Raw genomic sequence first — 17,037 nt, 5'->3', positions numbered from 1 at the left:
GTGCACCGCCGCCTCCCCTTCGGACGGACGCGCCCGCGCGGGCGCTACCGCGTGGTCGGAAGCGGCTCCGGGCCGGGCGTGGGCACGAACGAGGGCAGCGCGCGCAGGCTGTGGGCGACCGCCTCGGCGCCGTAGTCGATCATCTGTCGTTCGTAGTCGTCGACCGCGTCGAGCAGGTTTCCCCGGTGGGCGGCGACGGCGATCAGGTTGCGGCGCAACAGGTCCGCGTCGCGCAGCGCGGTGTTGGCTCCGTTGCCGCCGCTGGGTGAGGTGGCGTGGATCGCGTCGCCGAGCAGGGTCACCGGCCCCAGCGGCCAGCGCGCGCCCGGCCGCACGACCCTGATCGACAGCTGCGCGCTGTGCGCGGTGTCGGTGGCCTCGACCACCGCGCGCAGGTCCGGGTGCCAGTCCCGCATCAGCTCCGCCAACGGGGCCGGCGAGGTGGGCATCCCCACCCACCGCACGTAGTCGGGGGTGTCCGGCAGCCACGGGGCCGCCTGGCGGGGCGGGACCCGGAACCGCATCAGGCCCAGCATCAGGGTCAGCCCCGATCCCTTGGCCACGGTGCCGAAACCGGGCACCAGCCGGGCGAACCGGTCGGTCAGCGGGGTGCGGCCGAGCACGAACCGGACCCCGGTGTCCTCGGGCCGGATCTCCGGGGCGAGCTGGGCCCGCACGGCCGAGCCGATGCCGTCCGCGCCGACCAGCAGGTCGGCGGTGGTGGTCTGGCCGTGGGCGAAGTGGACGCGCACCCGGCCGTCCTCCCCGACCTGGTGGTCGGTGAGCTGGTGGCCGAAGCGCACGTCGAGGCCGTCGAGCAGCAGGTGCCGCAGGACGTGCCGGTCCACGGCGGTCCCGGTCGTCGGCCCGAGGTCGCCGACGGGCTCCAGGCGCGGGTCCACCACCGGGCGGTCGCCGGCCAGCTCGCCGGTGATCGCCGTCAGCACCGGGTGCAGGTGGTGGGGCAGGCAGCCGCGCAGCGCCTCGGCCCCGACCTCGGACAGCCCGAGCCGGTAGCCCTGGAACCGGGCGTGCACGCCGGGGTCCCGCTCGTAGACGTCCACCTCGATCCCGGCCTGCCGAAGCCCCTGGGCCAGGCACAGCCCGCCCAGTCCCGCGCCGATCACCACGACTCGCACGCCGCACTCCTTGAACGCCGCTCAATTGAACAGTGCTCAAGCTACTTGAGCGGTGTTCAACCAGCAAGGCGTGTGATGGACTTGACCCCATGCCCCTGACCCAGGCCGTGGTGCTGGACGCCGCGCTGACCCTGCTCGACGAGGTCGGACTGGACGAGCTGTCCACCCGCCGGCTGGCCACCAGCCTCGGCGTCCGCGTCGGCGCCCTGTACTGGCACTACCCCAGCAAGCAGGCGCTGCTGGACGCGATGGCGGACCGGATCATCGCCGAGGCGGCCACCATGCCGCTGCCCGACGCCGACTGGGACGACAAACTCCGGGCACTCGCCGGGGCGCACCGCGACGCCATGCTCGCCCACCCCGACGGCGCGCGGATCATCGCCACCATGAGCACCCCGGGACCCAACGGCCGGAGCTTCTTCGAGCGGACGGTCGCGGTGCTGCGCGAGACCGGCCTGTCCACCGACGAGGCCAACGTCGGCGCGGACGCGATCACCAGCTACGTCAACGGTTTCACCATCGAGGAGCAGGCCCGCAAGATCGACAGAATCGCGAGGTCCGACCGCGACCACGCCTTCGCCGCCGGGCTCGCCATCGTCCTCAATGGACTGCGGCCCCGCTGACCCAGCTCCGTTGACCGCGCCCCGGCGCGCCCCGCGCCGCCTCAGGCGCGCCGCGCCTCCCGGCCAGTGCCCGTCAGGAACTCCAGCTCCTCGGTGGCCTGGAAGGGAACGAAGTGGCCGACGTCCGGCAGCAGTCGCACCGTCGCGTGCGGCACAGCGGCTTCGATCCGCCGCTGGGTCTCCCGGGAGTCCAGCATGACGTCGCACTGACCGGCGATGACGTGGACCGGCATGGTCAGCCGCCGCAACGCGTCGTCGCCGAACACGGGCACCTTCTCGGTGCGGTGCCGGAAGTTCCTCGTCACGAGCAGCACCTGGTCGACCACCATCTCCGCCGTCGCCGGCGGCAGGGTCGACAGCGCGGGGCCGAGGGCCAGCGCCACCGACCTGCGCTGGCCGGCGGAGCCGAGCAGGTTCAGCAGGATCGCCTTGGGCAGGAAGCCCTTCTTCTGCCTGCCGACGCCCACCGGGCACACCAGCGCCAGGCGCTCCACCCTGCCGGGCCACCGGGTGGCGAAGCCCAGCGCCACCCAGCCGCCCAACGACATGCCCATGAGCCGAACCCGCTCCAGGCCGAGGAAGTCCAGCACGGCCGCCACCCACTCCGGGTACCGGCCGGACGCCAGCGGCGGACGGGACGGCGCGCTGAGGCCGGGCTCGCCGATCAGGTCGACCGAGTGGACCCGGAAGTGCCGCGCGAGGTCGGCGACCCGGCTCATCCACTCGGTGGAGTTGCTCCCCGAGCCGTGCAGCAGCACCAGGGGCGGAGCGGTGGCGGGGCCGCAGACGATCACGGAGGTCTCCCCCTCGGGGGTGGGCACGCGGAGACGCTCGTGGTCGACCGGCCAGTGCTCCAGCGCCGCGAGGTAGCTCTCGCGCAGCAGACGGGCTCCGGCCTCGGACCGGTAGATCTCACTCATGTTCCGACTCCTTCCTCGGGGTGCGGGGCCAGACCCGAACAGGGACCGTAACACCCCCATAAATACCTAACTATCTCATTTGTAGGGACTCTTAGGTAAGGATAGACGGTCGGCGGGTCTGCGCTAGGTTGCCTGCCATGCCTGATCTCGGACCCGTTGCCTGGCCACCAGCGCCGATCAGAACCGACCGGCTCGTGCTGCGCGAGTCCGAGGCCCGGGACCGCGCGGCGCTCATCGAGTTGTTCGCCTCGCCGGAGGTGGGCGCCTACGTCGGCGGCGCTCGGCCGCGTGCGGAGCTCGAACGCGTGGTGCCCGAGGTGCCGGGGCGGCGCCCCGGCTTCTTCGTGGTCGAACTCGACGGCGCGATGATCGGCATGGTCACGCTCGACCGGCGCGCCCCGGAGCGTCGGGGTCACCTCCGCCCGGACGGCGGGGAGGCCGAGCTCGGCTACCTGTTCCTGCCCACGGCGTGGGGACAGGGGTACGCCGCCGAGGCCTGCGTGGCGGCACTGGGCTGGTTCGCCGACGCGTTTCCCGGCGAGCCGGTGGTGCTGTGCACCCAGAGCGCCAACGACCGCGGCATGCGCCTCGCCGCGAAGCTGGGGTTCACCGAGGTGGAGCGGTTCGAGGAGTACGGCGCCGAGCAGTGGTTCGGCGTGTGGTCCCCGGCCATGCCTTCCAGTACCGCGAGCTGACGTCCCGATCTTCTGTCGGTGTCGGTCGCTAGCGTGCGCGCAACCGGGCCGGGCCAGGAGCGGCCCGCCCGCGAACCCCCGAGAGGAAACACCTCGTGCGCACGTTCAAGCTCCAGGTCCACACCAGCGCCGACGGCTACATGGGCGGCCCGAACGGCGAGCTGGACTGGCTGACCTTCCCCTGGAGCGACGACCTCAACGCCTACGTCACGGCCCTCACCGACCCGGTCGACCGCATCGTGCTGGGCCGCAAGCTCGCCGAGGACTTCATCCCGCACTGGGCGTCGCAGCCGGAGGGCGAGCCCCAGGAGGGCGTCGAGAAGATCAACAACACGCCCAAGGTCGTGATCTCCCGGACCCTCACCGAGTCGCCGTGGGAGAACACCGTCGTCGCCGCCGACCTCGTCGAGACCGTGACCCGCCTCAAGTCCCAGCCCGGCGGCGACCTGATCGCCTACGGCGGCGGGGAGCTGGTCTCCAGCCTGATCGCCGAGAACCTGGTCGACGAGCTCCACCTGTTCGTCAACCCGACCGCGATCGGCTCCGGAATCCCCGTCTTCCCCGACACCGGCGCCCACCAGCGGCTCCGTCTGGTCGCCACCCGCGCCTTCGAGTGCGGGATCGCCCTGCTGCACTTCGAACCCCGACGCTCCTGACCGCGTTCGCGGACACCGACGACGGTCGCCGACCGCTACTGCGCGGCCGGCGACCGAACCGGGTTTTCTGGTTCCGGCGTTCGGGTCTGGTGTCCGAGCCGGACTCTCAGCTGTTGGTCAGGGCACGGCCGAGGAGAGGGAGCAGGCGGTCCCAGTGGCGTCGCAACGCCGCCGGGTCGAAGGCGTCGGTGTCGGACATGGTGAAGCCGTGGACGGTGCCGGGGTAGATCTCGGAGGTGTAGTCGACACCCGCGGCATCGAGGGCCTGGTTGAGCCCGTCGAGGGCCTCGGGCGTGATGTCGGTTTCGGCGTGGCCGAAGTGGACCTGGGCGGTGAGCTTGGCGAGGCTCTCGGGTCCGTCAGCGCCCACCGGGCCGTGGAACGCGGCGATCGCGGCTACCTGGTCGGGGTGGGCCACCGCGGTGCGCACCGCCAGGAGACCGCCGATGCAGTAGCCGGTCACCGCGACCGGCCCGGCGCTGACCTCGGGCTGGGCGGTGAGGAACCTGAGATATGCCTTGGCGTCGCTCAGGGCGCGTTCAGTGGTGTGCGCCTCGATCAACGGCATCAGCTGGGCGAAGACCGCGGGCCGGATCTCTTCTCCGATGTGCTCGGGAAGCTCGATCACCGGCGCCGGGCCGTGACGGTAGAAGAAGTTGGGGACGAGCACGTAGTACCCGTGCCCGGCCAGTTCGAGGGCCATCTCCCGCAGCACGGGCCGGATGCCGAAGCCGTCCGCGTACATCAGCACCCCGGGGTGCCGCTCGCCGTGGTCGGGGAAGGCGGCGAAGGCATCGGCCTCGCCATCGGTGGTGGGAATCCGCAGAGCCTTGATGGGCATGACTTCTCCTGTCGTGGTTGACCTGTCGAACCTGAGATCAACACGACGGAGGTGGAGCCCGCGCCGCGGCGCGAGACCCTCGACCGAGCAACGGGCCCACCCCGGCCCGCACGGCGCTCAGGAGGGCACCGGGTCACCAATCCGTGTGTGGCGCAATGCCGTCCCGGTGATCATCGCCGCCCAGCGTAGCCCACCCCTGCACCACTCCCGCACCACGACGGGTTCATCGATCGTGCTCACCGAGGAGTGTTTCGGTGGCCACGGCGGCGAACTCTCGCCACTGCTGTGTCTCCTCCAGAAGGCGGAACACCCGCCGTTCAGGCTGAGCTTGGTGCGGGTCGACGGTGAGGACCTGAAAGGTCTCGTTCGGCTCAACCTGAGCACGTCAGTCGTCGGCACGCGTGGAAGCGGGAAGAAACGCCATCGCTGTTCAGTGGCGCGGTACCAGGGAAGCCCCACGACGCAGAGTTCGTCGCTGACGGCGAGCGTGCGGCGGAAGCCGGCGACAAGGCAGGCCAGAACGGCCATGTCGGCGTCGAGCATGACGATGTTGTCTCCAGACGCCAGCAGACAGCCGGTGTTGAGGGCAGCAGCCCCGCCGTAGTGGGCGCGATGGCGAACCAGGACCACCTCTTGAGCTGCGTCGCGCCACAGATTCGGATCAACCGGCGCTGGCGGGGCAGAACCGTCGTCGGACGAGCACACGTTGAAAGTCGCGATCAGTCTGGGTAAGACGCACGGAACGTGCCGGCTACGCTTACTCTTCGTGGCCAGGCGTGCCGGGCCAGTCAAGCTCACTGGCTGCTCGCCGATGCCCACAACCGCTGAACGAGTGCGATCTGCTGGATGAGGTGGCGAAAGACGTGTCCTCCGAGATCACGCCGAATGTGCCCGAGCGGCCTTCACTGGAAGGCTTGGAGGCCAAGTGGGCCGATCGGTGGGAACGTGAGGGTGTATACCGCTTTCGCGCCCCGGGACAGCGGGCTGCGGTCTTCTCGATCGACACCCCACCGCCCACGGTGAGTGGCTCGCTCCACGTGGGGCACGTCTTCTCCTACACCCACACCGACATCGTCGCGCGCTTCCAACGCATGCGCGGCAAGCACGTCTTCTACCCGATGGGCTGGGACGACAACGGTCTACCCACCGAGCGCCGGGTCCAGAACTACTTCGGGGTGCGCTGCGAGCCGTCGCTGCCGTACGACTCGACCTTCGAAGTGCCCGAACCTGTGGCGAAGAAGGGCGAGCGGCCGGTCCTGGACGTGTCGCGCCGCAACTTCGTGGAGCTGTGCGAGCGGCTCACCGCCGAGGACGAGAAGGCGTTCGAGTCGCTCTGGCGTCGTCTGGGGCTCTCGGTGGACTGGTCCATGACCTACACGACCATCGGTCGGCGCGCGCAGCGCGTCTCCCAGCTGTCGTTCCTCCGTCTGCTCCGAGCTGGCGAGGTGTACCAGGCGGAGGCCCCCACGTTGTGGGACGTCGGTTTTCGCACCGCGGTCGCACAAGCCGAGTTGGAGGACCGGGAACACCCCGGGGCGTGGCATCGGATCAGGTTCCACCGCGGCGATGGAGCCCCGGCTGTGTTCGTGGAGACCACGCGTCCCGAGTTGCTGCCCGCGTGCGTGGCGCTCATCGCCCATCCCGAGGACGAGCGCTACCAGGCTCTGTTCGGCACCACTGTGGTCTCCCCGGTGTTCGGTGTCGAAGTGCCCGTTCTGCCCCATCCAGCTGCCGAACCCGACCGGGGCGCGGGTATCGCGATGTGCTGCACCTTCGGTGACCTCACGGACGTGCAGTGGTGGCGCGAACTACGGCTTGCCACACGCTCGGTCATCGGGCGGGACGGGCGCCTCCTGGCCGACCCGCCCAACGGACTGACCAGCGCGCGTGGCCGCGAGGCGTATGCGGAAATCGCGGGCACGACCGTGCACACTGCCCGGGAGCGCGTCGTCGCGATGCTACGCGAGTCCGGCGATCTCGACGGCGAGCCACGCAGGACCGTCCGACCGGTCAAGTTCTACGAGAAGGGCGACAAGCCGCTGGAGATCGTCTCCAGTCGGCAGTGGTTCGTCCGCTCGGTCGAACACCAGGAGGCGCTGCTTGAGCGGGGTGAGCAGTTGCGGTGGCACCCCGCCTACATGAAGGCCCGCTACGACGACTGGGTGCGGGGTCTCAACAGCGACTGGTTGATCAGCCGCCAACGGTTCTTCGGTGTCCCCTTCCCCGTGTGGTACCCGCTCGACGAGAACGGGGAGCCGAACTACGAGGCGCCCATCCTGCCCAACGAGGACGCGCTTCCGGTCGACCCCTCCTCCGACACTCCCGTGGGATACAGCGCGGACCAACGGGGGAAGCCAGGGGGATTCGTCGGGGAGACCGATGTCATGGACACCTGGGCGACCTCCTCCCTCACTCCGCAGATCGTGTGCGGCTGGGAGCACGATCCCGACCTGTACGCGCAGACCTTCCCCATGGACCTGCGGCCCCAGGCCCACGACATCATTCGCACCTGGCTGTTCGCCACAGTCCTGCGCGCGGAGCTGGACGCCCACACGCTGCCGTGGCGTCACACCGCCCTCTCCGGCTGGATTCTCGATCCCGACCGGAAGAAGATGAGCAAGTCCAAGGGCAACGTCGTCACTCCCGTCGGCCTGCTCGACCAGTTCAGCTCCGATGCGGTCCGGTACTGGGCGGCCAACGGACGGCCCGGCACCGACACCGCCTTCGACCAGGGCCAGATGAAGATCGGACGGCGGCTGGCGACCAAGGTCCTCAACGCCAGCAAGTTCGTGCTCGGCTTCCCCGCCCCGGCTGACGACGCCGAGGTGAGCGCACCACTGGACCGCGCCATGCTGGGCCTGCTCAACGACGTGATCACGCAGGCCACCGTCGCCCTGGAGAACTTCGAGTACACGACCGCCCTCGAACGCGCCGAGCGCTTCTTCTGGTTCTTCTGCGACGACTACCTGGAACTGGTCAAGCAACGCGCCTACGGCGATGACACCGCCGACCCCACCCAGTCGGCGCGCCTCGCGCTCCGCACCGCCTTGTCCGCCTTGCTGCGCCTGTTCGCACCGTTCCTTCCCTACAGCACCGAAGAGGCGTGGTCCTGGTGGCACGACCACTCGATCCACACCGCACCCTGGCCGTCGAAGGACGACAGGATCTCCGCCGACCACGCGTCCACGGCCTCCCTGGCCAGCGCTGTGATTGGCGCGGTCCGCAAGGCCAAGTCCGAGGCCAGGCGCTCGATGCGCACTCCTGTCAGCAAGGTCGTGATCGCGGGAGAACCCAGCGCCCTCAACGTGATCAGTGCCCTCACGGCTGATCTGGTGGCCGCTGGCAACATCGAGAACCTCAGTCTGTCGCCAGTCCCCGAGCAGGAGCTCCGCGTCGAGGTTGTGCTCGCGCCCGAACAGAAGCCACCAGGACGCGGGATCTGACGAGAAGACCGTGATGGGAAGCCACTGACACCTTGACGGACACCTCCCCGCCGCCAGCGCAGCCGTGTGCCGGGCCGCGTGTGCTCACCCACGTGATGCCGTCACTTCTGGCTGCGCTGGCGGTCCCCGGTTTCGACAACCCTCTCGGGGTTCGGGACGTCCGCGCCGCCTGCGTGCTTCTGGTCGACGGCCTGGGGTGGGCCCAGCTGCGGGAGCACGCGGTTGACGCTCCGTTCCTCTCGTCACTGGCCGAGGACAGCGAGCCCCTGGTCGCCGGGTTTCCCGCCACGACCGCCACGAGCTTGGCTTCGCTGGCGACCGGGCAGCCCGCCGGCGTGCACGGCATCGTCAGCTACAGCTTCGCGCTGCCAGGAATCGGTCTCCTCGACACGCTGACCTGGACCGCATCCGACGACGACACCCAGATTGACCTCCGCGAACGTGTTCTCCCCGAACAGGTTCAGCCCACAGTCACCATGCTGGAACGCGCCACGCACGCCGGTGTCGACGTCACCTGCGTCGTTCCGCCACGGCATGAGCACTCAGGCCTGAGCCGGGCCGTCCTGCGTGGCGGCGACTTCCGTGCCGCCCGTGCCCTGGGAGAACTCGCCGCTGCCGTCCTCGCCACCCTCGCGAAACCTCATCCGGCCCTCTGCTACGCCTACCTTGGTGATCTCGACGGCCTTGGCCACGCTCACGGGCCGGGATCGCTGGAGTGGCGGCTGCATCTGTCCACTGTCGACCATCTGGTCTCGACGCTCGCGGAGCGAATGCCGCCTGGATCGGTCCTCACGATTACCTCCGACCACGGCATGATCGACGTGCCTGGTGACTGCCGTGTCGACGTCGACACCCATCCCGTGCTTCGCGAGGGCGTCCGCTACCTCGCTGGAGACGTCCGAGCCCGCCACGTCTACACCCAGCCAGGCGCGGCAGCCGACGTCCTGGCCGCCTGGCAGGAGGTTCTCGGCCCGCGGGCATGGGTTCTCTCCCGAGACCAAGCCACTGAGGCAGGTTGGTTCGGCCCCGTCACCGGGCGGGTTCGGCCGCGGATCGGTGACGTCGTCACCGCGTCTTGTGGCCACCACGGCATCGTTCGCAGTCACGCGGAACCGAATGTCACCGCGATGGTCGCTCACCATGGTTCCTTCGCGCCTGCCGAGCAACACGTCCTGTTCCTCACCTCCTACCGGTGATCTCGTCGAGCCAGATACGGACGACGAACGCCGCCGCCTCCGCGCGCGCCGTGCACCTCCACCATCCACTCTCAGTGTCCAACATCCTTCGTGCCGTCTCGGTCCAAAGTGGACTAAGCCGGACCGCAGGGTTGGGGATTGTGTGAGCTGGATGCCGAAGGAGTACCGTGCCCCAGCGCCTGTCTGCCCGCTCCTGTGGAGGAACGAGCCCATGGCCCAGACCCCTGCGGCATCGCCCCGTCTGTCCTGGGCGGATCTGCCTGACAGTCTCCGTGCGGCCCTGGGCGGCGCGCTGGGCCCGGTTGAGGGCGAGTACCGCCACTCCGGCGGGTTCTCCCCCGGTCTGGCGTCCTCGTTCGAGGTGGAGGGCGGGCGCAGGGTGTTCGTCAAGGCGATCAACGCCGCGAGGAACCCGGACGCGCCGGGACTGTACCGCCGGGAGATCGAGGTGGCTTCGGCGTTGCCGGCGGATGTGTCGGCACCGCGTCTGTTGTGGACCTATGACGACGGTGACTGGGTGGCGCTGGCGTTCGAGCATGTGCGGGGCCGCCATCCTGCCGAGCCCTGGCACGAGCCCGAACTGCGTCGCGTCATCGCCGCGATCGACGTGCTGGCCACTCACCTGACGCCAAGCCCCCTGTCCTCGGTGCCTTCCGCGGCAGTCGACTTGGGGGACGCGTTCGGGGCGTGGGCGCGGATCGCTGCCGACCCCGCCCTGGTGCACCGGCTGGATGTGTGGGCGCGGGCGCACCTGGACCGACTGGTGGAGTGGGAGTCCGGCTGGGCCGAGGCCGTCGCGGGCACCACGTTGTGCCACACCGATCTGCGGGGCGACAACATCCTCATCGCCGACGACGGCCAGGTCGTGTTCCTCGACTGGCCCTACGCCGTCACCGGACCACCCTGGCTGGACCTGGTGTTCCTGACGCCGTCGGTGGCGCTCAGCGGCATCGACCCGCACCAGGTGTGGTCCAGCTCGACGGTGGGGCGCGCGGCGGACCCCGACGCGGTCACCACCACCATCGCCGCGCTCGCCGGCGACTACGTCCACAGCTCCCTGCAACCGGCGCCCACCAACATCCCGGGACTGCGGTCGGCGCAGGCAGCCAAGGGCGAGGCCACGCTCCGGTGGCTTCAGGCCCGCATCGCCTGAGAAACCAGGCGAAACCCTCCGGCCGTGGTGCGCACGACACCCTCGCGGACCAGGTGGGCCACACCGCACCGAAGGAGATTGCGCGCTGGCACACATCGCGCCACGCGGTTGACGGCTGCGATGGCCGGGGACGCCGCCTGCGAGGCGGACAGTGCTGCGGTCGATCGGTGTGCTCCTCACTTGTCGGGGTTGTGCGGAGCACCCTGACCAGCTACGGCACCCGCCGCCGGCGGCCAGGGATCGTGACCAGGTCATTGCGTCGTGGCGATCCGTTCACAGCCTGCTGACACGCAGCGCCGTGCTCTCCCCGCAATGCCAGGAGTGGCCGTGACCTCGGCTTAGGCTGGGCCAGGTGATCGACCAGTTGACCGTGGAAGCGGCGGTCGCCGATGCTCGCCTTGCTGCGATGGAGTTCGATGACGCCCAGGCGTGGCTGCGCGCCCATCAGACGCTGATGGAGCCGCTCGCGGCCGAGGTCTGGGTCACCGACCCGACCTACAGCCGCGTCCTGCTCGTACGGCATCGCGTGCGTGGATGGGTGCCGCCTGGTGGCAAGGTCGAGCCGGGCGAGACGCCGCGGGCAGCCGCGGCCCGTGAACTCGTGGAGGAGGCCGGTGTCGTGGGCGAGTTACTGCCTGCGCCGGCCGCGGTGGCTGTCCGCTCCTTCCGTGCCGACTGGGCGCCGACGCTGAGCCTGTCCTACGGCGCCGTCGTCGACCATGACGTGCCGCTGGGCGGGGAGACGGGACAGCCGTCGAGGTGGGTTGACCTGGACGAGACGTGGGAGAGCGTGTTCCCCGAGGATCGCGACCGCATCCGCGCCTACGTGCGCCGATTGGCAGCGGGCAACGTCGTCGGGGCGTACTGAGGCCCGTCGCCGGTGTACGAGCCAGAGGACCTTGTCGATCAGACTCAAGGTGCCGTCGGGCAGCCTGACCAGCGGAAGCTCGGCAAGGAACCGAACCCACACCCGCTCCCAAGCCGGACACCGCCGAGTGGTGCCCCGCGTGGACGCGGCGACCGGACAAGCGGCCCTTCCGGTGAGGAGATGAGCACGCCGACGGCCGCGTGGTCGCAGTACTTTGGTCCCGCTGCCACAGCTTCCTGCCGGTGGCAGGGTCAATGTTGTTCTCTGGGGCGCTGTGCGACGACCACGAGCCAACTCGTCACGGTCGGCGTGTCGGGTGTGGTCAGCGAGTACGCCTTGTTGAGGATGTCCATCCGTTGAGCGTGGGTGAACTCGCCGTCGGGTCGAGCGAAGACCGGAATCGACAGCCACGCCTTCTTCTCGGCCATCGTGCTGTGCTGGGCGACGATCTCGCTGTCGAGCACGGTCAGCCCGGCGACCGCGAGGTGGTCGGCGACCATGTCCAGCGGCAGCGTGGGAGCTGCCTCGGCGGCTGGAGGCGGCGGGACGTAGCCGTAGTCACGAGCTGCGACTTGACGGACCAGGGTGTTCAACGATGGTCCGGTGCGCACGCTGGTCTCGTCGGGGTGGCGGACGCCGGCGAAGCCGCCGCCGACGTTGAACACGAACCGTCCGCCTGGCCGTAGGACCTGGTGGACGGCGGCGAACACCTGGAGCACGTCGGTCTTCCAGATCGCGGAGTTGCACACCACGGCGTCCGCCATGCCGGGAACGTGGTCGGCCATGTTCTCGGCCGGGGCCGTGATCCAGGTCAGCCGCGGGTCGGTCAGCATCCGGATGCCCACGCGTTGCATGGCCGCGGCGTTGTCCAGGGAGATGACCTGGGCCTGGGATGGGACGAGATCGAGGATCGCCTCCGCGGTCGCGCCGGCTCCGCCGCACAGGTCGATCACCAGGCGGCTGCCGGCGAGATCGGCGCGGCGGGCGAGGTCTCGGCTGGTGGCTCCGTACATAGGGAAGTCACGGGTGAAGGCGGCGTACGCCTCCGCGGTCGTGTCCTCGTCCCAGCCGAGAACGGCGTCCACGGGTGCCATGGGGGTACCTCGCGTGCAGGATGCGGGGTTGGGTTCTTGGTGGACGGGACGTTGGCGAGTCAGGCGCGGGTTAGAAGAGAGAGCTCTGGAAGGCGGCGGCGGGCGACACGAACGGGCCGAGCGTGATGCGGCGCCCCCTGAGGGCGCCGAGGTCGAGCACGTAGCCCACCTCGTCGTCACCGTCCAGGACGGCCAGCACCTGGGTGCCGACGCACGAGACGACGGCGAAGCCGTGCTCACCGTCGCGCAGATCGTGCGGATACGGCATCCGTACGCCGTTGGCGACGCGCATCCGCTCGCCTTCGGCAGGAGGAGTCCACTTCTCCGGCATTGCCGGGGTGCCCATGTCGGCAAGCGTGTCAGCGGCACGGGCGACGTGGCGGTCGTGGGTCGCGCTCGCGGTGGACAGGTCGGTCAGGTTGGCCAGCGCCCTGAGCTTGGTCACGGCCCGGACGGTCTGGGGTATCTGCAGGCCGCGGGTGATGGCGTCCTCGAGGTGGCGTACGGCCCGGCCGTCGGGACTCCTGGTCAGGTAGGTGGCGATCAGGGCGCCCTGCTCGTCGAGGCGGGATTGCTTGCGTGGTTCGGCTGCGGTGCCGACCTTGGTGGCGCCGTCGGCGAAGGTGGCGAGGTAGAGCCAGTGTGGCTGGTCCATGTACTGGCGCAGGGCCTCAGGGACGTTGCCGTGCTGGTGGAACTGGTGGGCGAAGCGGAACTCGTCCTGGCGCAGGCACCGGGCGCACTGGTCGCCCTGCTCGGTCGGCGCGCGGTCGGGGCATGCGAGGGCTTCGACGCGCACCGTGTCGGTGAACTGGTACCGGCCGGTGCACCAGCGGCCAGCGCCAACCGCGAAGCCGAGTCGCTGGTTCATGATCTCGGCGTAGACCAGGGGCCCGTCGGGCAGCGGGGCCAGCAACAGCCGGGGATCTCCTGTCGCCCAGGTGATGCCGTGGCACACGTACTCGCTGTCAGCCGGCCGGGTTGCTGGCATAACGCGTTCCTCGTGGTGGCTGCGGGCGGGGTCAGATGGAGAGTTGGAGGCGGTCGGCGAGCGCACCAGCGGCGGTCTTGAAGACCGCGTCGCGGTCCATGTCGGTCACGTCCACCGACAGCCATCCGCCGCGCTGCTCGTGCTCACGTAGCTTCGCGAGGACGATGTCCTGGTAGCGGATGAAGTCCTCGTCCGCACCGCCGGAGTGGCCGGTTTCCAGGGAGCTGAATTCGCCCTTGCGGGCGAGCGCGTCGCGGGCGCTGATGCACAGGAAGAACACCAGGTCGGCTTTGGTGAGGTGGGCGAAGACCTGCTCGGCCAGGCTGGTGGGGACGTCGGGATTCACCGCGTAGCGAGCGAGGATCTTGTGGTGGGCGTTGTCGAGGATCACGTGGGTTCCGGCGGCGAGAGCGGGCTGGATGACGAGTTTGTCCTGGAGGGTGTACCAGGCGGCCAACGCCAGCAGCCAGTAGTGATCGCCGCACGCCTGGGCGACGCGCGCGTCGCGGCGATAGACCAGGGCGTTGAGCCGATCGACGTAGGCGGACAACTCCGGGTCCATCGGGACTTCGGTGCTGTGCTTGCCAATCAGGATCGCTTCGTGGCCGGCCTCGTTGAGCGCGTGGTGCAGGCGGATGGCGAGAGTGGACTTGCCCGCGCCGTCAATGCCGACGACCGTGATCTCCCGTCCCCGCGCGGGGTTGACGAGGGGTGCGGTGTTCGTCATGTGGTGCTCCTCCAGGGGGTTCAGATCGGCCGGGCGACCAGTCGGTCGGCGATGATGTTCTGGATCTGTCTGATGAGGACGGTGCGCTGTCGGACAACTTCGCTGTGCCGCTCGTTGGACAAGTCCGCGGGGTAACGGCGAGCGAGGTTGTTGGAAATGACGTGTAGATAGCCGAAACCGATCCCGGCATCGCGGGCTGCGACCCCCATGGGGCCGATCTCCGGATCGACGAAGGCGTACTCGGTGTGCTCGGTCAGCCAGTCCTGGTTCTCCAGCAGGATCGACGGCGAGGTGACATGGACGCCGGTGTGCACGCCCGGTTGGGCGGTAGCGAAGCCACCGAAGAAGTCGGGCCACGTGGCGAGGCTGCCGCCCACGAGGCTCGTGTTTCCGGTGGCCAGCCACGTGTTGGGCTCGATGTCGGGGTTCAGTGCGCCGACTTTGCCGACGTAGACGACGTCGCGGGCGCCGAGCTCCGCCAGGCGCGTGACGACTCGTCCGGCGACGTCACCCCAGATGCTGTGCAGGAAACCGAGGTAGACCACCCGGCGGCCGTTGACCTCGGTGCGCTGCCATGCGTAGCCGTGCCCGTAGTTCCACACACCGTCCGGCGGGGCGAGGTGCGCAAGGCCCCAGCCGACGATCACGAGGTCGCCGTCGAGGTCGAGGGCGAGTTGCTGTGCTGCCGCACGGGCTACCGCGGGTTCGGGAAGCTCGTAGGTGACGGTATCGGCCGCCTTGCCCGTCATGGCGAGGTACGTGGCGATGATCAGCGCGTAGTGGTGGACGTAGTCACCGCCGGGGAATGCCTTGACCACCAGGGCTCGGCCGTTGATCTGGGCGGTGGGACGCTCGAAGTTGAACAGCTTGCCGTTCTTCTCGTGGGCGGAGATCACCGCTTGGCGGTCGTAGCTGCCGACGACGTGGATGCTGTCCCAGTCGTGGTCCTGGATGAGGTGGTGCACCTTGATCTGTAGGTAGCGCAGAAGGCGGTCCGGAGCCATCGTGTGTCCGTCCACCGCGATGGGAGATGCGCGCAACGTCCGACTCGGACGTGCGGGCAGGACCGCGTTGGCGAGGAGGTTCATCATGCGGCCTCCGGGATCCGCACGCTGCTGCCCGCCGCCGCGCGGACGACGGCGATGTTCCGTCGGATCAAGTCGAACCGCTCCTCGGGGATCCGGCCCAGGTTCTCGATACGAGGAGTCGGTGGCTTCTCGTAGGGGCCGTCGGGCAGCATCGCGATGCCCATCGCGCCGAGGATGACCGGGGCGGCGCCGTCGACCGAGGCGATCCATTCGTGCTCGCGCTGTTCGACGAGTTCCAGGTGCCCGGTGCGGCCGAGGCCAAGCAGCCGATAAACGATGCCGCCCTCGATCATGCCGTGGTCTTCCAGGTACCGGGTGGCTGCCCAGCGGGTGCGGCAGAGCTCGTCTTCGGGCGCTCGACGCCGGGAGGCGGGCAGCGCGATCGCTCCGACGTAGTCGCTGGACGCGAAGTAGTCGTAGCAGCGCAGCCACTCTTGATCGTCTGCCGCGTGCAGCACGACGCACAGCCGGAACTCGTCGCTCAGGTCGAGGATCTCGCGGGCGGCTTCGTCGCTGGCCCTGAGGGTGGCGAGCCCGTCACGCATGACGTCCGGGAGGATGATCTCGCGGGCATCGACGAGGCGGGCCGCCGCGATCAGGTCGGCGGCTGGCAGGGCGTGGCCGAGATCGAAGACCCCGTTGTCGACAACGATCTCAGCACCGCGCCGGGCCTCACGGTGGAAGAACGCGCGGTAGGCGGCGTCGGTCAGAACACGCTGGGCAGCCACGTGGTGGACGCTGGCGGGCTCCTGTGCGACGAAGGCGTTGAGGTAGTTGGGCGGCGCGATCGCGGAGAAGGGGATGCTCTTGGCCATCAGGCGGCCCTCCACCTGGCGGTGGCGAGGGTGAGGAACTGTTGGGAGAGCACAGGATCGCTCTTGAATCGGCCGCCCGCCTTCAGTGTGGTGGTACGAGCCGCCTCCATCCGCACGCCCCGCGCGCTCATGCACAGGTGCGTGCCGCGGACCGCGACGGCCAGGTCCGTACTGCCGATCACGACGGCGATCTCGTCGGCTACCTGCTGGGTGAAGCGCTCCTGCACCTGAAGGCGACCCGCACACCGCTGTGCGATGCGGCCGAACTTCGACAGGCCCATCACTTCGTCGTCCGGTACGTAACCGACGGCGACGTCCAGGTTCATGGGCAGCAGGTGGTGCTCACACAGGGACCAGACGCTCATGCCGCCGATCACGACCAGCTGGTCGCTCAGGTGCTGCTCGGTGAAGCAGGTCGGTGTGGCTGACGGCTCCGGGGAGAAGAAACTGCGCCACCACGCGGCGACCCTGACTGGCGTCTCCGACAGGCCCTCCCGTCCGGGGTCCTCACCGATCGCGGCGAGGAGCTGGCCGACAAGATCGGCGACGCGCTCGATGTCGACTGGACCCGACGACATCAGGTCCTGGCTTCCACGGGGAGGAGCCAGCCTGTCGAGGGTGTTGGTCACGGACTTCGCCTCGCTTCCGGGTGTGGTGAACGGGTCAAGGACGTCAGCAGCAGCAGCGGCCCGTAGTAGCGCCACTGCGCGCAGGCAGGGGGTGCCAGGCCAGCGCGGCGACGGCGACGGCGAGCATTCAGGGTGGTTTTGGTCAGGCATTCGGAAGCC

At 69.4% G+C, this 17,037-nt stretch carries 17 protein-coding genes; 7 read left to right on the top strand and 10 right to left on the bottom strand.

All coding sequences use genetic code 11. The features are described from left to right. Window positions 1–44: 44 nt before the first annotated feature. Window positions 45–1,139, bottom strand: a complete 1,095-nt coding sequence (locus BUE43_RS14825) for an FAD-dependent oxidoreductase (RefSeq protein WP_073483407.1) — start codon at window positions 1,137–1,139, stop codon at window positions 45–47. A gap of 89 nt (window positions 1,140–1,228) precedes the next feature. Between BUE43_RS14825 and BUE43_RS14820 the strand changes: the two genes are divergently transcribed. Continuing rightward, window positions 1,229–1,762: a TetR/AcrR family transcriptional regulator C-terminal domain-containing protein gene (locus BUE43_RS14820; protein WP_073483405.1), complete on the top strand. Its 534-nt coding sequence runs from the start codon at window positions 1,229–1,231 to the stop codon at window positions 1,760–1,762. 41 nt (window positions 1,763–1,803) lie between these two features. Here the strand turns inward: BUE43_RS14820 and BUE43_RS14815 are convergent, their stop codons facing one another. Then, on the bottom strand, window positions 1,804–2,682 hold the full coding sequence (locus BUE43_RS14815; RefSeq protein ID WP_073483404.1) for an alpha/beta fold hydrolase: 879 nt from the start codon (window positions 2,680–2,682) through the stop codon (window positions 1,804–1,806). 137 nt (window positions 2,683–2,819) lie between these two features. On the opposite strand from BUE43_RS14815, the gene BUE43_RS14810 reads away from it, so the two are divergent. Next, a complete protein-coding gene (locus tag BUE43_RS14810) occupies window positions 2,820–3,377 on the top strand; it encodes a GNAT family N-acetyltransferase (protein WP_073483402.1) in 558 nt (185 codons plus the stop codon). A 95-nt stretch (window positions 3,378–3,472) separates the two neighbouring features. Next, entirely contained in the window at window positions 3,473–4,033 is a 561-nt protein-coding gene (locus BUE43_RS14805; protein ID WP_073483400.1) for a dihydrofolate reductase family protein, read from the top strand. Window positions 4,034–4,139: 106 nt separating this feature from the next. On the opposite strand, the gene BUE43_RS14800 is transcribed toward BUE43_RS14805, so the two are convergent. Both BUE43_RS14800 and BUE43_RS33490 read right to left on the bottom strand, forming a co-directional pair. Beyond that, window positions 4,140–4,874 carry a dienelactone hydrolase family protein gene (locus BUE43_RS14800; RefSeq protein WP_073483398.1) on the bottom strand — a complete coding sequence of 245 codons (735 nt, stop codon included), beginning with the start codon at window positions 4,872–4,874 and terminating at the stop codon, window positions 4,140–4,142. Between the two features lie 117 nt (window positions 4,875–4,991). Further along, entirely contained in the window at window positions 4,992–5,579 is a 588-nt protein-coding gene (locus BUE43_RS33490; RefSeq protein ID WP_073483396.1) for a glycosyltransferase family A protein, read from the bottom strand. Window positions 5,580–5,737: 158 nt separating this feature from the next. Here BUE43_RS33490 and valS point away from each other — a divergent pair, with 158 nt between their 5' ends. The 4 genes from valS to BUE43_RS14775 all read left to right on the top strand — a co-directional run bounded on the left by valS (window position 5,738) and on the right by BUE43_RS14775 (window position 11,534). Beyond that, window positions 5,738–8,317 carry a valine--tRNA ligase gene (gene valS / locus BUE43_RS14790; RefSeq protein ID WP_073483394.1) on the top strand — a complete coding sequence of 860 codons (2,580 nt, stop codon included), beginning with the start codon at window positions 5,738–5,740 and terminating at the stop codon, window positions 8,315–8,317. An 80-nt stretch (window positions 8,318–8,397) separates the two neighbouring features. Then, window positions 8,398–9,513, top strand: coding sequence for an alkaline phosphatase family protein (locus BUE43_RS14785; protein WP_234995727.1), 1,116 nt, complete (start codon window positions 8,398–8,400; stop codon window positions 9,511–9,513). A 211-nt stretch (window positions 9,514–9,724) separates the two neighbouring features. Then, window positions 9,725–10,666, top strand: coding sequence for a phosphotransferase family protein (locus BUE43_RS14780; RefSeq protein ID WP_073483392.1), 942 nt, complete (start codon window positions 9,725–9,727; stop codon window positions 10,664–10,666). Between the two features lie 352 nt (window positions 10,667–11,018). Further along, complete coding sequence (locus BUE43_RS14775) at window positions 11,019–11,534, top strand: NUDIX domain-containing protein (RefSeq protein ID WP_327083449.1); 516 nt, start codon at window positions 11,019–11,021, stop codon at window positions 11,532–11,534. 251 nt (window positions 11,535–11,785) lie between these two features. Here BUE43_RS14775 and BUE43_RS14770 read toward each other — a convergent pair whose 3' ends face one another. The 6 genes from BUE43_RS14770 to folE all read right to left on the bottom strand — a co-directional run bounded on the left by BUE43_RS14770 (window position 11,786) and on the right by folE (window position 16,878). Further along, window positions 11,786–12,628 (bottom strand): class I SAM-dependent methyltransferase, encoded by an 843-nt coding sequence (locus BUE43_RS14770; protein WP_073483389.1) that lies wholly within the window; start codon window positions 12,626–12,628, stop codon window positions 11,786–11,788. Window positions 12,629–12,698: 70 nt separating this feature from the next. Further along, window positions 12,699–13,619: a DUF2797 domain-containing protein gene (locus BUE43_RS14765; RefSeq protein ID WP_073483387.1), complete on the bottom strand. Its 921-nt coding sequence runs from the start codon at window positions 13,617–13,619 to the stop codon at window positions 12,699–12,701. Window positions 13,620–13,650: 31 nt separating this feature from the next. Next, the gene (locus BUE43_RS14760) at window positions 13,651–14,346 is read right to left on the bottom strand and encodes a dTMP kinase (RefSeq protein ID WP_073483385.1); all 696 of its coding nucleotides are present in this window, start codon (window positions 14,344–14,346) and stop codon (window positions 13,651–13,653) included. A 20-nt stretch (window positions 14,347–14,366) separates the two neighbouring features. Then, complete coding sequence (locus BUE43_RS14755) at window positions 14,367–15,437, bottom strand: nucleoside phosphorylase-I family protein (protein WP_073483384.1); 1,071 nt, start codon at window positions 15,435–15,437, stop codon at window positions 14,367–14,369. Continuing rightward, window positions 15,434–16,249 carry a hypothetical protein gene (locus BUE43_RS14750; protein ID WP_073483381.1) on the bottom strand — a complete coding sequence of 272 codons (816 nt, stop codon included), beginning with the start codon at window positions 16,247–16,249 and terminating at the stop codon, window positions 15,434–15,436. Before BUE43_RS14750 ends, BUE43_RS14755 begins: the two co-directional genes overlap by 4 nt. Then, the gene (gene folE / locus BUE43_RS14745) at window positions 16,249–16,878 is read right to left on the bottom strand and encodes a GTP cyclohydrolase I (RefSeq protein WP_200797514.1); all 630 of its coding nucleotides are present in this window, start codon (window positions 16,876–16,878) and stop codon (window positions 16,249–16,251) included. Before folE ends, BUE43_RS14750 begins: the two co-directional genes overlap by 1 nt. Window positions 16,879–17,037 lie beyond the last annotated feature (159 nt).

The sequence above is a fragment of the Streptoalloteichus hindustanus genome (assembly GCF_900129375.1).
Classification (GTDB): Bacteria; Actinomycetota; Actinomycetes; order Mycobacteriales; family Pseudonocardiaceae; genus Streptoalloteichus; species Streptoalloteichus hindustanus.
Note: the sequence above shows the minus strand (reverse complement) of the source record. Positions and strands in the feature narration are given on the sequence as shown.

Coding starts and splice junctions, on each gene's coding strand:
- BUE43_RS14755 (WP_073483384.1), bottom strand. CDS start 15,437: ATGATGAACCTCCTCGCCAACGCGGTCCTGCCCGCACGTCCGAGTCGG.
- BUE43_RS14800 (WP_073483398.1), bottom strand. CDS start 4,874: ATGCCCATCAAGGCTCTGCGGATTCCCACCACCGATGGCGAGGCCGAT.
- BUE43_RS14765 (WP_073483387.1), bottom strand. CDS start 13,619: ATGCCAGCAACCCGGCCGGCTGACAGCGAGTACGTGTGCCACGGCATC.
- BUE43_RS14815 (WP_073483404.1), bottom strand. CDS start 2,682: ATGAGTGAGATCTACCGGTCCGAGGCCGGAGCCCGTCTGCTGCGCGAG.
- BUE43_RS14780 (WP_073483392.1), top strand. CDS start 9,725: ATGGCCCAGACCCCTGCGGCATCGCCCCGTCTGTCCTGGGCGGATCTG.
- BUE43_RS14820 (WP_073483405.1), top strand. CDS start 1,229: ATGCCCCTGACCCAGGCCGTGGTGCTGGACGCCGCGCTGACCCTGCTC.
- BUE43_RS14770 (WP_073483389.1), bottom strand. CDS start 12,628: ATGGCACCCGTGGACGCCGTTCTCGGCTGGGACGAGGACACGACCGCG.
- BUE43_RS14750 (WP_073483381.1), bottom strand. CDS start 16,249: ATGGCCAAGAGCATCCCCTTCTCCGCGATCGCGCCGCCCAACTACCTC.
- BUE43_RS14760 (WP_073483385.1), bottom strand. CDS start 14,346: ATGACGAACACCGCACCCCTCGTCAACCCCGCGCGGGGACGGGAGATC.
- BUE43_RS14810 (WP_073483402.1), top strand. CDS start 2,820: ATGCCTGATCTCGGACCCGTTGCCTGGCCACCAGCGCCGATCAGAACC.